11 protein-coding genes are annotated in these 15,055 nt (G+C 65.0%); 2 read left to right on the top strand and 9 right to left on the bottom strand.

From position 1 onward, the window contains the following. The 4 genes from ACTHL0_RS19940 to ACTHL0_RS19925 all read right to left on the bottom strand — a co-directional run. Positions 1-2,083: amylo-alpha-1,6-glucosidase (locus tag ACTHL0_RS19940; RefSeq protein ID WP_440568600.1), on the bottom strand; the 2,083-nt coding region annotated here is incomplete at its 3' end. Positions 2,084-2,267: 184 nt separating this feature from the next. Continuing rightward, positions 2,268-3,050 carry an alpha/beta fold hydrolase gene (locus tag ACTHL0_RS19935; protein ID WP_440568602.1) on the bottom strand — a complete coding sequence of 261 codons (783 nt, stop codon included), beginning with the start codon at positions 3,048-3,050 and terminating at the stop codon, positions 2,268-2,270. 101 nt (positions 3,051-3,151) lie between these two features. After that, entirely contained in the window at positions 3,152-4,048 is an 897-nt protein-coding gene (locus ACTHL0_RS19930) for an MOSC domain-containing protein (RefSeq protein ID WP_440568599.1), read from the bottom strand. 200 nt (positions 4,049-4,248) lie between these two features. Next, on the bottom strand, positions 4,249-5,286 hold the full coding sequence (locus ACTHL0_RS19925) for a rod shape-determining protein (RefSeq protein ID WP_440568598.1): 1,038 nt from the start codon (positions 5,284-5,286) through the stop codon (positions 4,249-4,251). Positions 5,287-5,605: 319 nt separating this feature from the next. On the opposite strand from ACTHL0_RS19925, the gene ACTHL0_RS19920 reads away from it, so the two are divergent. Beyond that, positions 5,606-7,189, top strand: coding sequence for an ABC1 kinase family protein (locus tag ACTHL0_RS19920; RefSeq protein WP_440568597.1), 1,584 nt, complete (start codon positions 5,606-5,608; stop codon positions 7,187-7,189). A 61-nt stretch (positions 7,190-7,250) separates the two neighbouring features. On the opposite strand, the gene ACTHL0_RS19915 is transcribed toward ACTHL0_RS19920, so the two are convergent. From ACTHL0_RS19915 to ACTHL0_RS19895, 5 genes are all read right to left on the bottom strand, one after another. Continuing rightward, positions 7,251-8,459, bottom strand: coding sequence for a L,D-transpeptidase (locus tag ACTHL0_RS19915; protein ID WP_440568596.1), 1,209 nt, complete (start codon positions 8,457-8,459; stop codon positions 7,251-7,253). Between the two features lie 122 nt (positions 8,460-8,581). After that, on the bottom strand, positions 8,582-10,084 hold the full coding sequence (locus ACTHL0_RS19910; protein WP_440568595.1) for a PAS domain-containing protein: 1,503 nt from the start codon (positions 10,082-10,084) through the stop codon (positions 8,582-8,584). Continuing rightward, positions 10,081-10,539 carry a response regulator gene (locus ACTHL0_RS19905; RefSeq protein WP_440568594.1) on the bottom strand — a complete coding sequence of 153 codons (459 nt, stop codon included), beginning with the start codon at positions 10,537-10,539 and terminating at the stop codon, positions 10,081-10,083. Before ACTHL0_RS19905 ends, ACTHL0_RS19910 begins: the two co-directional genes overlap by 4 nt. Next, the gene (locus tag ACTHL0_RS19900; protein WP_440568601.1) at positions 10,526-12,265 is read right to left on the bottom strand and encodes a sensor histidine kinase; all 1,740 of its coding nucleotides are present in this window, start codon (positions 12,263-12,265) and stop codon (positions 10,526-10,528) included. Before ACTHL0_RS19900 ends, ACTHL0_RS19905 begins: the two co-directional genes overlap by 14 nt. Positions 12,266-12,438: 173 nt before the next feature. Then, positions 12,439-13,479 carry an AraC family transcriptional regulator gene (locus tag ACTHL0_RS19895; RefSeq protein ID WP_440568593.1) on the bottom strand — a complete coding sequence of 347 codons (1,041 nt, stop codon included), beginning with the start codon at positions 13,477-13,479 and terminating at the stop codon, positions 12,439-12,441. Between the two features lie 417 nt (positions 13,480-13,896). On the opposite strand from ACTHL0_RS19895, the gene ACTHL0_RS19890 reads away from it, so the two are divergent. Beyond that, positions 13,897-15,030, top strand: coding sequence for an acyl-CoA dehydrogenase (locus tag ACTHL0_RS19890; RefSeq protein ID WP_440568592.1), 1,134 nt, complete (start codon positions 13,897-13,899; stop codon positions 15,028-15,030). Positions 15,031-15,055 lie beyond the last annotated feature (25 nt).

The following is a 15,055-nucleotide window of genomic DNA, read 5'->3' as shown; positions in this document are numbered from 1 at the left end:
ACGGCGCGCCCGCCGCCCACGCCTGCGGCAGACAAGCCACCGGATAGGCGGTTGGCGGTTCGCCGCGCCGGCGCGCCAATCCGCAAAAGAGCTCGGGCAGGCGCATGTCGAAACTGACCGCGGCTTCAAACAGCGCCTGCAACAAGTGCACGGCGGCCTCCTTGTTGCCGTAACGCGCGAGCCCACGCGCGCAAAGCGCGTTGTCGTGCGGCCAGACTGAGCCGTTGTGATATGCCATCGGATTGAAGCGCGCCTGACCCGCGGCTAGCGTGCGTACGCCCCACCCCGTATGAAAGAGCGTCGACTGCAGATGCCGCGCCACGGCCTCGCCGCGCGCACGCGTAGGCAACCCGAACGCCAGCAAGTGTCCCGCGTTCGATGCGAGCACCCGGCACAGCTCGCCATGCCCATCGAGCGCAATACCGTAGAAGTCCGCCTCGGGCATCCAGAACAGGGCCTCCACGCGTTCGCGCAATGCCGTCGAGCGCGCGGCATAATCGGCCGCCTCTTCGGTTAAGCCACGCTGCGCGGCAAACTGCGCCATGGTGTCGAATGCCGCGCTGGCATACGCCTGCACCTCGACGAGCGCGATCGGGCCCTGCGGAAAGTGTCCGTCCGCATGAAACACGGAGTCGTGGCTGTCCTTCCACCCTTGGTTCGCCAAGCCGCGGTCGGATTCGCATTGATAATCGAGCAGGCCATGGAGATTCTTGTCGCACGCTTTCGCGACCCACTGCGCCGCCCGCTCCAGCGCCGGCCATAGTTCGGCGATCAGCGCGTGATCCCCCGTCCGCGCCGCATAGGCTCCCGCCAGCACGATGAACAGCGGCGTGGTATCGACGCCACCGTAGTACAGCGCGAACGGCACCTCGCCCGTCGCCGCCATCTCGCTCTTGCGCATCTCGTGCATGATCTTGCCGGTGGCCGCGTCCCTAAACTTCGAGTCTTCGCGCGCCTGATGCTCGGCCAGGAAACGCAGCACGCCACGCGCAAGCCAGGGCTGCAGCCACAGCGTTTGCAACGAAGTAATCACGGCATCGCGCCCGAACGGCGTCGAAAACCAAGGAATGCCGGCGTAGGGATAGGGCCCCGTGGGCAAATCCGTCGTCAACAAATTCAGATCCGCGAACGAACGGTCGAGCCATGCGTTGAACAGCGGATTGCTCGACCGCAGCCGTGCCGTCGTCCTGCGGCGCTCGCGCATCGATAAGTGGGCGTTGGCCAGCGCGGCGCGGACCGCCGCCCGGCCCACGCGCGGCGGCGCGGCATCGATCTGCGTCAAATGCGCGGGATGCGAGCTGTGGGGAGGTTGGGCGATCTGAACGCCAAGCGGCTCGGCTCCGTGCGTTGCCGACAGTGCATGCGTATTGGCCGCAACGGAGATATAGATCGAGACGCAGGTGTGCGCCGACAGTTCGACCGTGTAGTCGGCACGGTCCACTAACAGATTGTCCGGGGCCGGGGCAAACGCAATGTCGACACACCGCCGCACTTGATCGAGCCCAACGTAAGCGAGCTTGACGTCGTTTGGCCCGACCCGGGTGGGCTCGACGGTGCCATGCTTCGTTCGCTTCAGGCCCCGCACCTCGAACATGTCTTTGAAATCGCTGGCGAAGGAAATCGACAGCGGAACGACGGCGTCGTTGACGCCATAGTTCGTCAACGTAATCGCTTCGTAGAGCACCGTCCCGGACAATACGCGCAGCCGCTCCACATGGATGACACCTTCGGGCGTGCCCTCGCCGCCGAGCGGGGGCAGCGGACGATTCGTCAAATGCGCAGTGAACGATGTGTTGTCGCTGCTCACGTTGCCGGACAGCAGCGAGGGGGCGCGACCGCCGAAGGTCAACCTCAGTTGCGACAGCATGCGCGTATCGTTGACGAACATGCCGTCGTCGACACCGTTGATGTCGCCGAGCGGATCGTTGACGACGAAGGTGTCGCCCGACTTGAGCACGTATTGGCTCGTGCGCGCGATATAGGGATGTTCGGGCGCGATGAACACGCCATCGGCGTCGCCTTGCAACGGCGTGCCGGGTTGCTTGGGCGTTTCGGTTTCGGTCAGTGCGTCGGTATCGAGCATCGTCTTGCTCCAGTCAATGGGAGCTGGCGCTCGAGCGCTCGCCGCTTGGCTCTTTTAGCGCCTTACGCCAGCCCAGTGCTTTGCGGCCGTTCGCTTGCCTTGATTGTAGGAAGCGACGCGTGAAGGAAACAATGAGGCGAACCCGCCCTCGGTCAATGCAAACGTGATGCCTGTGCCCCGTCTCTCACTCGCTGTCTCGAATGAATTCGTCGATGTGGCGATTGAATGCACTTGGATGAGCGAGGTTCATGCCGTGCGACGCGCCGCGTATCGTATGGCGCCTCACGTCGGGCAACCAGCCTTCCAGCATACTCACGTTGCGTCGAAACAGCTCCGGGCTCTTCTCGCCATCGATCAGCATCGTTCGGCATCGCAGGCTCCAGGCGGTCTCCCGCGTATAGGCGGGCAACGGATCTTGAAACTGCAACGGCAGCGTCAAAGCGTTGTCCAGCGCCATCGCCCGAAACGCGGCCGTGCTCTTGGCCCACGAACCGACGCGGCTCACCGAATCGACGAACAGTTGCAGCCCGGCTTCCAAGTCGCCGCGCTCCACCAGTTGCGCCGCTCGGGCGCGCAGCGGATTGACCGTGTCGGGCAGCACCGTTTCGGGCTGGCCGAGCGTGGATAAGGGGCCGCCTGGATCGGCCAGCGTCAACGTCCGCACATGCTGCGGATGGCGTACGGCAAATTGATAGGCCACGGCGCCGCCGCGCGAATGCGCTACGACATGCGCCGGGCCCGCATCGAGCGCTTCCAGACATTGCGCGAGTTCGTCGGCATGCAGGCTCCAACTGAATGGAAGCGTAGGCGGCAAACCGGCCAAGGGCCAATAATGCGTCAGGCTCACGGCGATGCACCGATAATGCGCCGACAGGCCCGCCAGTTGCGGCTGCCAATACCGGTAATCGCATAGCGAGCCGTGCACGAACAGGACGAGCGGGCCCGAACCGCGCTCGACGTAAGGCATTCGTAACCCGTCTTTCAATTCGACGAAGCGAACGTCGTCGTCCGGTACGACGGCAGCGCGGCCCATCGCAGCTGATCGAACAGTCATCGATTCGGTCTCGCTCATGCCTCGAAACGCAATTCGGCGTCGCATGCCTGGCCCACGGCCAGCGTGCGCCCCGCCCCTGCGATGACGATCGCGTTCTGGCCGAACGTGACGGCGCCGTTCATGCGGCTGTCGGAACGATAGATGCTCATCGTATCGGTCGGCTCGTTCGGCCAGCGCGGGTCCGGCGCGCCGCTCACCTGATCGATCGTCGGCATCGGACAGCGCGTGCACGGCTTGACGATGCGCAATTCGATCTCGCCGGTCTCACCCGTCTCACCCGTCTCGCCATCTGTCGCTGCGATCCTCAACGTCTCAATGTAATCCTCTTCGTACGCTTCGATTCCGGCCACCACCAGGTTCGGCCTGAAGCGGTTCATCGGAATCGGATCGACGCCCTTGCCGCTCAAACGCAGGTTCAAATCAGCGAGCGATGCTTCGCCGATGACAAGCAGCGGGAAGCCGTCGGCAAACCGGACGTTCGCCGTGGTGTCGCCCGTCCAGTCGCGGCTCGCGATGCGCTCCGAATCGGGATTGAAGCGCACGAGGCGCACGGGTGCACCCAGGTAATCGGAAAACCAGCGGGCGGCGGCATCGCCCGCATCGAGCGCGGGCACCGTATCGCGCCACACCGTGGCCGCAATCGTGGGCGCGCCGGCCAGAGCCGCCGCATCGAGCGGGAGCGTGAGGGTGGCCATGCCGGGCGTTCGGACTTCGAGCGCGTCGCCGTTCAGCGCCGGGTGAACGCGTGCGAGGCTCGCGTGGGTGCGTTGAGTAATGAAGCGCCCCTGCGCATCGACCACCATCCAGTTGCGGTCATGCTCGAGGCCGTACGGGGTCAAGCGGACGGTGTCGCGCGAAATCGCGCCGCACGACTTGATGGGATGGACGTTGAGTTGGCTGATGGAAGGCATAACGGGCCGGCTCGCACAGACGCGGATAAGCAAACGCCGATGGTAACACCGCATCGGACCGCCCGTGCCTCGCCTCGCCGCGTGTCAGCCGTGTCAGCCGTGTCAGCCGTGTCAGCCGTTGCAGCCGTTGCAGCCGTTGCAGCCGTTGCAGCCGTATCAGCCGTATCAGCCGCTCGGTGCCGGCGTCGCTGTCGAATCGCTCATTGAAGGAAGGCAGCGGAATCGACGCACCCGGCTGCGGCACCGGCTCCGCGCACCGCGCAGGTCAGGGGCTCGTTCGCCACGCGCACGGCCAGCCCGGTTTCCTCGGCGAGCCGCCGATCGAGATGGGCCAGCAAGGCCCCCCCGCCAGTCAGAACAATGCCGGTATCCGCGATGTCGGTCACCAGTTCGGGCGGAGCGTTCTCGAGCGCATTCTTGACGGCGCCGATCACCGTCTTCAACGGCACGGACAACGCCTCGGCCACGTCATGATTGATGAGTTCGATCGTCCGCGGCAACCCGTCGGCCAAGCTGCGGCCGACCGCACGCATCCGTTGATCCGGCACGTTCGCGATGGCCGTGCCGATCGTTTTCTTGACGAGTTCGGCGGTTTGGTCGCCGATGATGACACCGTAGTTACTGCGCACGTGGCCGACGATCGCGGCATCGAACTGGTCGCCGCCAACCCGCACCGACGTTTGATACGCCACCCCGCCGAGCGAGACGATGCCGACTTCGGTCGTGCCGCCGCCGATATCGACGACCATCGAGCCGCGCGCCTCGGCGACGGGCAAGCCCGCGCCGACCGCCGCGGCCAGCGATTCGCCGATCAGCGTGACCTTCGCCGCCCCGGCCGCCAGCGCCGCCTCGCGGATGGCGCGCCGCTCCACGGCCGTCGCGTTCGACGGTACGCAGATCGTGAACTCGGCGCGGCGCCCGAACAGCGAGCGCAGCTGGGCCATGTCGATGAATTCGCGGAACATGCGCTCGGCGGCCGAGAAATTGGCGATGACGCCATGCTGCATCGGCCGCACGGCCTCGACGTTGCCGGGCGAGCGCCCGAGCAGTTGCTTCGCTTGATCGCCGACGGCCGTCACCCGGCTTCTTCCGGCATCCGTGGATTTCTGAAAACAGACCACCGACGGCTGGTTCAAGACGATACCCTTGCCGCGGGTGTAGATCAGCGTGTTCGCCGTGCCGAGATCGACCGCCACGCTTTGCGGGAACAATCGACTAAAGAATGCAGGGTGCGACATCGTTGACTCTCTCATGGATGACGACAACGGCATGCGTCCCGTCGCGACGGGCGAGGCGCCCGGTGTTCGTTGCGGATAGCGTGGTCGGGCCGATGCCACCCTTTACGGCAACGATGCCGGGCAACTTTAGGGTCGATTGACGTTTTCTTGTTGTGCGCTGCCACAAACGGCAGTGGAACGGTGCGCACGTTTGGCGGTCCGAGGGCTCGTCGCCATCGTGTTGGTCGTTGTTTTCACTTTCGTGCGTATATCGCGGCGCCCCGTGGCATTCTTCTCGCTGGCACCTCGTTACGCTTTCGCCGGGCTCATCCATTCCCTCATGCGCACTACGCTTCGACGCCTGTTTGTCCTGTTTTGCGCGCTGCGCTACGGCGCGCGGCTGCTATGGGCCGCCGCTCCGCATGACAACAAACTGCGATGGCTCATGCATCTGGCCACGCGCTTACACGCACGTCCGGGCGCGCGTGACGCACTGCATCGCGCACTGCCGCAACTGGGGCCGCTTATCCAGGCCTTTGCCGGCCAATCGTTGACGCCCCCCGAGACGTTCGCCCGGTCGGTCCACGATGTACTCGGCATCCTGGCCCGTACCGAAGCAGCGTTAGTCAGGCCGCTGCCGCCGGACGAAGTCGCGCCGGCGCTCGCGAAAGCGATGGGGCGGGCGCCCGGTGCCGTGTTCTCGTCGGTCGATCTTGTCGCCCAGGAATCCGGCATCGCCGAGCAAGTCCATCGTGCGCGTTTACGCAAGCCGGAACACGCCGCGAGGCAGGACGGCGGCTATGTCGAAACAGTGATCAAACTCCTGCGCGTGCATGAAGTCGTGCGCATCGGCGACGATCTCGCCGTGTTGCGGTGGGTCGCTCGGGTGCTGGAGCGGCTACTGCCCGCCGCGCGCGAACTTGAACTGCATGCGATGACGCAATCGCTCGGCGTCGAAGTGCAGCGACGCTTCGATTTGCGCACCGAAGCCGCCAATTTGTCGCAGACGGCGCGGCATTTCGCCGACGACGCCCGCGTCGTCGTGCCCGATGTCGTATGGGAGCTCAGCACCGATCATGTGCTCGTCCTTGAACGGATCGATTCGCTGCCCGTCACCGATCTCGAAGCGCTGCGTCTACGAGGTATCGATCTCGAAGCGTTGGCGGAGCGCATCGTGGAAGTCGTCGTCGAGCAGGCATTCGCGCATGGTTTCTTTCATGCGGCGCTCGATGCCGAACGGCTGCGCGTCAGCATCGAGCCGCACACGCAAGGCCGGCTCCTGTTCGGCGAAGGCAAGATCATGGCGACACTCACTGAGCCGGAGCGGGAATTCTTCGTCCACGGCGCAAGTGCGCTGTTCGAACAAGACTACGGGCGGCTCGCGGCCATGCATCGCGATGCGGGCCATGTGGCGCCCGACACGCGCGACGAATTGCTCGGCGCCGAGCTGCGCACGCGGGCCGAGCCGCATTTTGCCGCGCCGAGCGGCGTGCGCTCTCCCGCCGCGCTCCTGGCGCATCTTCTCCTTGCCGTTGAGCCGTTCGACGGCGCCGTCTCGCCGGCCCTCTCGCTCGCGCATCAGGCGCTTGCACGGGCGGAATCGCTCGCCCGTACGCTGGCACCCGGCATCGATATCTGGCAGGTCGTGAAAGGCTCGCTCAAAGCGCTGGCCCGTGAGGACATTGGCCATCGCGGCTGGATCAAGCGGCTCGCGCGCGAACTACCGCACCTCGCTGCGATGCCCCGCATGCCGAACCTCATCGTGCGGCGCCTTCACGATTTGACTATCGGCCATGAACGCCAGGAATCGGCGCTCTGGCTGGCCGAACTGCGCCACGAGCAGCGTCTGACCAGGCGTTTGCTCTGGGCCTGCGCGCTCGGGGGTGCGCTGCTCGGGATGGGTGCGATCTGGCTCGTCAGCTAAGTCAGGCAAGGGGGGCAGGCCCGGCGCCGCGACCCAGCTTCCCGCCCTCTGGCGCCCTCGCTCAGTCCGCCGTATCCGCCCCCTCCGGCACGCGCGCCTTCACCTCGGGCCTCGGCTCCCGCGACCACACCGGGCGGGATTTCGCGTCCGAATCCACGACGGCCAAATAACGTCCCGCCCACGGCGTCACCGTCCGATCGCGATGCAGCACCCAAAGCGAAAAGCCGGCATCGATCATCGCCTGGTACCCGGCATCGATCACGCCGTACTCATCGAGAAAGCGATCGAGCGAAGCCGGAATCCGCACGCACCCCTTCGAATGACGAATGCCGAGCAGCGGCTCGAGTTTGTCCGGATCGGTCGCATGCATCTGAAAGCGCATCGACGACACCCCGCCCTTGCCCCATCCGCGTTCGGCATCGGTCCATCCGAAATCGAAGATCCTCATATCGCGCGCACCATAGCCGCGAATGCCGTTCTCGTTGACCGTGCCCTCGGCGCGAAAATCCATGTTTTGCGGTGTGTGCTCGAACACGCCGAGCGGGGTCACGAAATGATCGTAGCGGCCCGGCAGCCCCGTTGCGACGGGCGCGGCGCCGATCAGCGTCCAAGCGCTCGCCGGATCGCCGCGGAAGTAGATAAACAACGCTTGGACGTTTGGATTGCGATCGACGAGCACGACATATTGGCGCGAGAGCGCGCCGAGCCCGTTGGCGGCCAACGCCGCCTGCAGGCGCTGACCGTAGGCGCGCTGATCGGCCGGCGGCACGCTCAGGCGTCGCGTCACGGCGCTCGAAAATTGATCGGCCAGCTTCAGCGCATCGCGCGGATCGAGGTGGGCGGCGACATCGGCCGCATGTTGAGCCGCGGCTGCAACGGCGGCGGAGGCGGCTGCCGTGGCTGCGGCTGCCGCGGCGGCAGAAGCCGCGGACGCGGCGTAAGCAGCGGCATCCGCGGGCGATGAAGCCGATCCGGGCGCGGGGGCCGCGGCGCCTGCCGGCCCATTGGCCGCCGTCGAACCCGGTGCTGCCGCCGTGGCGTGCGCGCTCGAGACCCCGCCGCCGCGCTTCGTTGCCGCGTCCGACCCAGCCGTCGCTGCGACCGCCGGGCCAGCGATCGCAGCGCACAACATCATGCAAATGGCCGTCGCCGCCTTGCTCCGGCTCCCCGCATTTCGTCCTTTCGACTGCGGATTGGCTTCGTGTTGCTCATTCGACACATTGGCACGCCCGTGCGCCACGCATCGCTCGGAAATAATGACTTCTCTCATCAATAAACCACCGTAGAAAGTGCTTGCCTGCGTGCGTTCAAGCAAATCCTGTGCGCGGCGTAGGAAGGACGTCGTATCAAAGCGGCTTCCACGCCGCGATCACCCGATGCTTCAGTGCTTGTTCAGTGCTTGACGATGCCCGGGGCGGAGACATCGGTATCCGGAGCCTCGACGACCGCGAGCGGCAGCCTGACGGTCAGCGCGAACCCCTCCCCCGGCGCCGTGGCGACGCTGAGCTCGCCGCCCAGCCGCGCGGCGCGCTCTCGCATGCCCAGCAAGCCGAAGGACTTGCGGTTGCGGCGCGCGTCGGGCAGCGCCCCACGCCCGTTATCGCGAATTTTGACCAGGCAAAATGGCTCGTCGCGGGCAATTTCGATTTCGGCCTCGCTCGCGCCCGAATGCCGCGCAATATTCGTCAGCCCTTCCTGCACCATGCGGAAGACTTCCGTCCCGCTGTCGCGATTGAAGGCGACTTCGTTGATATCGAGGTGAGCGTTGACGGCGATGCCATGTCGCGCGGAAAACTCGTGAATGAACCAATCGATCGCGGGGATCGGCCCAAGGTCGTCGAGCATCACGGGACGCAGATCGGCGGCAATGCGGCGCACCGAGCCGACGAGCTGATCGATGAGCCCATACACATTGCGCAACGCACCGGCCGCCGATTCATCGATCGTGCCTTCGATCGCCTGCTCGAAGTGAATCATGTCGATCTTCAGCGCCGTCAGCAATTGCCCAAGATCGTCGTGCAACTCGCGGGCGATCCGCGTCTTTTCTTCCTCGCGGATGTGTTGAATATTCGCCGACAAGCGCTGCAATTCCTCGGTCGACTGGCGCAGGGCCTCGTCCGCGCGCCTGCGCTCGGTCACATCCAGGATCCAGCCCACCATCCGGTACGCCGTTCCCGAAGCGTCCCATAAAGCTTGCGCGCGCGATTGGATCCAACGGTACTCGCCGGCGCGCGTCCGGACCCGATATTCGATGTCGTACGGATGCCGGTCTTGCGTATGGGCACGCAGCGCCCGCATGACGCGCTCGACGTCGTCGCCGTGAATGATTTCCAAATGCGCGCGCATTTGACTCGGCAGTTCGTCTTCGTGGTGGCCGACGATCTCGCGGAAATGCGGCGACAGATACAATTCGTCCGTCCGCGGATCCCAATCCCACAAGCCCGCGCTGGCGCCGGTGACGGCCAGCTGAAACCGCTCCTCGCTTGCGGCCAGCGCCGTGAGCGCGCGATTGCGCTCGATGGCGTAGCGTATCGCCCGGCTGATCAGCGGCGCCTCGATCTCGCGCTTGAGCACGTAATCCTGCGCGCCTTCCTGAATCGCCACCACGCCGACGGAAATATCCGCCAGCCCCGTCAAAACGAGTACCGGTGTATCGGGCGCGACCTGCCGGAAGCGACGGAACGTGTCGATGCCATTGCCGTCGGGCAAACCGAGATCGAGCAAGACGACGTCGAAGCGTGCCCCCTCGGCCCGCGCGAGCGCTTCGGCAAGCGATTCCGCGTGCGTCAACGTATGGCTGAACTCGCTGATATCGATCAACGCCTCGCCGATAATCAGCGCATCGGTGGGGCTGTCTTCGACCAGCAAGACCTCGATGGGTGACGGGGTGTTCAAGAGCGAACCGGCGGCAGAGTGACGACGCCGAACCAAAATTCGTTGATGCTGCGCACGACGTCGATGAACTTCGCGAAATCCACGGGCTTGGTAATGTAGCAATTCGCGTGGAGACAGTACGACTTGACTACGTCCTCCTCCGATTTCGATGTCGTCAACACGACAACGGGTATGTTGCTCAGTTCTGGATCCTGCTTGAGTTCGTAGAGCACTTCGCGGCCGCTCATACGAGGCAGGTTCAGATCGAGAATGATGAGCCCCGGCCTGGCCAGCTCGCGACCGGCATATTTGCCGCGGCCTTTCAGATAATCCATGGCGTCGACGCCGTCCTCGACGATATCGAGCGGATTGAGCACCTTGTATTGCTCCATCGCTTCCCTCGTCAACATGACGTCGGTGGGGCTGTCTTCGACGAGCAGGATGTGGACGAGCTCACCGGTTTCATTGCGTAACATCAGCGGCACTCCTCAACGACGCGTTAACCTCGTCTGCGCTCGCCGCGCGGGGCAAGGTAAAGAAGAACGTGGTGCCCTCGTCCGGCTTCGACTCAAGCCAGATCTTCCCCCCGTGGTGCTCGACGATGCGCTTGCAAAGCGCAAGCCCGAGACCGGTGCCCGGATATTCGCGGCGCGTGTGCAGGCGTTGGAAGATGACAAAAATGCGCTCGAAGTACTGCTCCGCGATGCCGATCCCATTGTCGGCAACCGAAATCCGCCATTCCCGGCCGTCCGATTGCGCACCGACATGGATCTGCACGGGCCGGTCTGGCATTCGGAATTTCAGGGCGTTGCCGATCAGGTTTTGAAACAGCAAGATCAATTGCGTCGGAATGCCCTGTACCGTCGGCAGCGCATCGTGGGTCACCTGGGCCTCGGTCTCTTGCAACACTACCGCCAGGTTCTTGAGGGCGATCGCCAATGCATCGCCAACCGGCACAGGCTGCTTCGGATCTTCGATCCGCCCGACTCTCGAATAGCTGAGCAAATCGTCGATCAGCTTCTGCATGCGCGTCGCACCATCCACGGCATGGCCGATGAACTCGTCCGCTCGTTCGTCGAGTTTTCCCGCGTACCGCCGCTGCAACAGTTGCAACGGACCGGCGACCGCACGCAACGGCTCTTGCAGATCGTGCGATGCCACATAGGCAAACTGTTCGAGGTCGCGGTTCGAGCGGGCCAGCTCTTCGGTGCGCTGCCGCACTTGCTGCTCAGCCCGCTCGCGTTCCGTCACATCATGCAAGACGAGGACGGAACCCACGAGCCGCCCGGTGGAGTCGAACGTCGGCGCCCCGTTGGCATCGACGTGGGTACGCCTGCCGTCCCGCCCCACCAGCGTCCCGCTCGCATGATCGATGGTCCGTCGCGCACGAATCGCACTCAGCCCCGGGTTGTCGGCCTTGCCTTCATCCTGGTGCTCCAACCGCACGATTTCTTCGACGGGACGGCCAATCACCTGCTCGGCATGCCAGCCGGTCAACCTCTGCGCCACCCGGTTGAAAAACGCAATCCGCCCGTCGACGTCGGTGGCCACGACCCCGTCGCCGATGCTCGCGAGCGTCACCTCGAGCCATTCCTTTTGCTCGAACAGCGTGGCGGCCAATTCCGTCGCCTCACGAAGCATGCGTCGCGCCAGGTAGCCGAACGACAAGCAGAGGAAGACGGTCAGCGCAGCCGAAGCAAGACCGATCGCAACTGCCACATCACGCGTGCGCCTCGCCGCGGCCTGGCGCGCGTCGAGCTGTGCGGCGACGTCGCGCTCCATCTCGCCCACGATCGTCCGCGCGCGATCCATAAACCCCTTGCCGGTATCGGTCGCGACGATGACTTGAGCGGCCGGAAACCCCTGCGTGCGCCGCACGTCGATAACGGCCCGAAGTTCGCGGTGCTTCTCGTCGAGCAGCGTGCGCAGCTGTTCCAACCGTTGCTCTTGCGCGGCATCGTTCGTCAACAGCGATTGAAGACTGTCGAGCTCCGAGCCGATCTCGGGCTGCGCCTCGCGATAGGGTTGAAGGTATTCCTCGCGCCCGGTGATGACGAACCCGCGCTGCCCCGTTTCCGCGTCGCGTGCCAGCGCAAGCAACCGTTCGAGGCCCATATAGATCGTATTCGAATGTTGGACTTCGGCCTCGCTGTTGTAGAGGCTCAACGTGCCGAACGCCCCGATGCCCGCCGTGACGAGCATGAGCGCCCCGATCAAGGGCCAACCCAGCCCCACCCAGGCCAACCCCTTGCTACCGAACCGCTGGACGGCCTCGTTCATTTCCTCTCGCCTCGAACGCGAATTGCGGTGCCTCCTTACAAGATAGGAAATTCGGCTGAGGAAACACAACGATATATCGTCATTCGGCGTGGTTATCAGGGTTTTGTAACAACCGTCCGGGCGCCGTCCCGCTCCGCCGGCCGGTAATCGGTGGGCCGAGCGCCCGTCCACTTCCGGAACGCGCGATGAAAGGCGCTGGGTTCCGCGAATCCGACGGCGACGGCAATATCGGCGATCGTATGCGTCCCGCTTTGCAAGGCCGCGATCGCCATATCGCGGCGTAGCGCATCCTTGATCGACTGATAGGTCTCGCCCTCGCGCTTGAGCCGGCGGCGCATCGTCGCTTCGGCGATCCGCAGCTCGGCGGCCAGCGCGTCGGCGCCGGGCCATTCGGCAATCGGATGCGCGCGCAGGGCCCGCCGCACGCGTGCCCCCAGCGAATCGGGATTGCGGTACTTGACGATAAAGCTCGCCGGCGCGTTGCGCAGGAACGTTTTTAGCGAATTCGGCGTCTGGATGACGGGCAGTTCCATGAACGCCGGCTCGAGCTCGACATACGATTCGCGTTCGCCGAAACGCAAATCGTCGCAGAACATCGACCGATACTCATGCCCAGCCGCCGGTTCGGTGCAAGCAAAGCGCGCGGCACGCACGGGAATGCGGCGTCCGACGAGCCAGCACACAACGCCGTAAACCAGAATGAAATGCGTGGCGTAGGCGAACATCTCCTTCCCGGGCGCCCCCTCGCGCAGCCGATAGACGAGGCGCACGCGCTCGCTCGTCGCCTCCACGTGCGCCGTGAGCTCGTCGAGCACGAGCCGCATGAAGCCCGTGGTGCGTGCAATCGCCTGCGCGCCGTTGCGCGCGGTCAGGGCCGCTTGACACATCGCGATGAAGCTGCCGCTTCTCATCGGGTGCGCATCCTGGCCGAAGAATTCGTCGTCGAGCCCACGGCCGATCGCGCTCCACAGCGCGCCGTATTGCGCCGAGGATACGCGCGCCTGCGGTGCAGCGAGCAGTTGCGGTGAGATCCCAGCTTCCTCGAGCATCGGCGCAGGATCGACCCCGCAGCGCTCGACGCAGCGAACGGCTTCTTCGACGAGGCTGACGGCGATGGTCCCTTTCTCTTTATCCATGAGTCGTTCTGACGGGGGGTGTGGACATCGGACGGCTCGGCGGACACGACGATCATGACCTCGTCGCTTCCATCCCGATGCCCGGATGGCAAATGCGCTCACGGCGAGTGAGCGGCCAGAGCATCGAAAGCCGCGGCGAGCCTGCCTACACTTCGTCACGTACATCAAGGCTCGCCGGTCGGCACCGCCACGCGCCGAATGCATGCGGTATCCGGCCATCGGCGCTGCCGCGCCGGCCGAAAACCCGAAAGTGTAAAGCCGGCACGGCCGGCCGCCAAGCCAACGCTCGGCCAGCGCGACGCGAGGCCGGCGCCGCGCGGATTCGATGCCGCTTGGCCTCCCGCGTACGTTGCGGCGCGAAACACGGTCGCCGCCCGAGCCACGATTCCTTCACCCAATGCCCGAGGCTGCGCCGCCATGGACGAGTTCTACACCGATGACCAACGAATGATCCGCGACGCCGCACGCGCGTTCGCGATCGAATGCCTCGCACCCCACGCCGCCGAATGGGACCGCGACGGCGCCTTGCCTGCCCACATCGTCCGGCAGATGGGAGAACTGGGCTTGCTCGGCATGATGGTGCCGTCCGAACTCGGCGGTACCTATACCGACTACGTCGCCTATGCCCTCGCGCTGGAGGAAATCGCGGCCGGGTGCGCCGCCTGCGCAACGATGATGAGCGTGCACAACTCCGTTGGCTGCGGCCCGATCCTGAGATTCGGCACTGCGGCGCAGCAAGCGCGTTGGCTCGGCGATCTGGCGCTCGGCAAGACGATCGGCGCGTTTTGCCTCACGGAACCGCACGCCGGCTCCGAGGCCAACAACCTGAAAACACGCGCCGTGCTGGAAGGCGGACGCTGGATCATCAACGGCAGCAAGCAATTCGTCACGAACGGCGGGCGCGCCGGCGTGGCGATCGTCTTCGCCGTCACCGATCCCGAACTCGGCAAGCGCGGGCTGTCGGCGTTTATCGTGCCGACGGACACGCCCGGCTTTACGGTGGGCCGGCCCGAGAACAAGCTCGGCATTCGCGCATCGGATACCTGCCCGATTACGCTCGATCACTGCGCCGTGCCCGAGGAGAATATCCTCGGCGAGCGGGGCGAAGGGCTGAAGATCGCGTTGTCGAACCTCGAGGGCGGGCGTATCGGCATTGCGGCGCAGGCCGTCGGCATCGCCCGGGCTGCGTTCGACGCGGCCCGAACCTACGCCGGCGAGCGCATCCAATTCGGGAAGGCCATCAAAGAGCACCAGGCGATCGCCCATATGCTGGCGGACATGGCTACGCGTCTGAACGCAGCGCGGCTGCTCGTCCATCACGCCGCTCGGCTGCGCACGGCGGGCAAGCCTTGCCTGTCGGAGGCGTCGCAGGCCAAGCTGTACGCGTCGGAGGCGGCCGAGGAAGTCTGTTCAAAGGCCATCCAGATCCACGGCGGCTATGGCTATCTGGCGGACTATCCGGTCGAGCGCCACTACCGCGACGCGCGCATCACGCAAATCTACGAAGGCACGAGCGAAGTGCAGCGGATGGTCATCGCCCGTCATCTTTGAGCGGTCCAAGCGCCACGCCCCACCG

Source organism: Trinickia sp., assembly GCF_051961175.1.
Lineage (GTDB): Bacteria > Pseudomonadota > Gammaproteobacteria > Burkholderiales > Burkholderiaceae > Trinickia.
The sequence above is the reverse complement of the archived record's forward strand: the minus strand, read 5'-3'. Positions and strand labels throughout refer to the sequence as shown.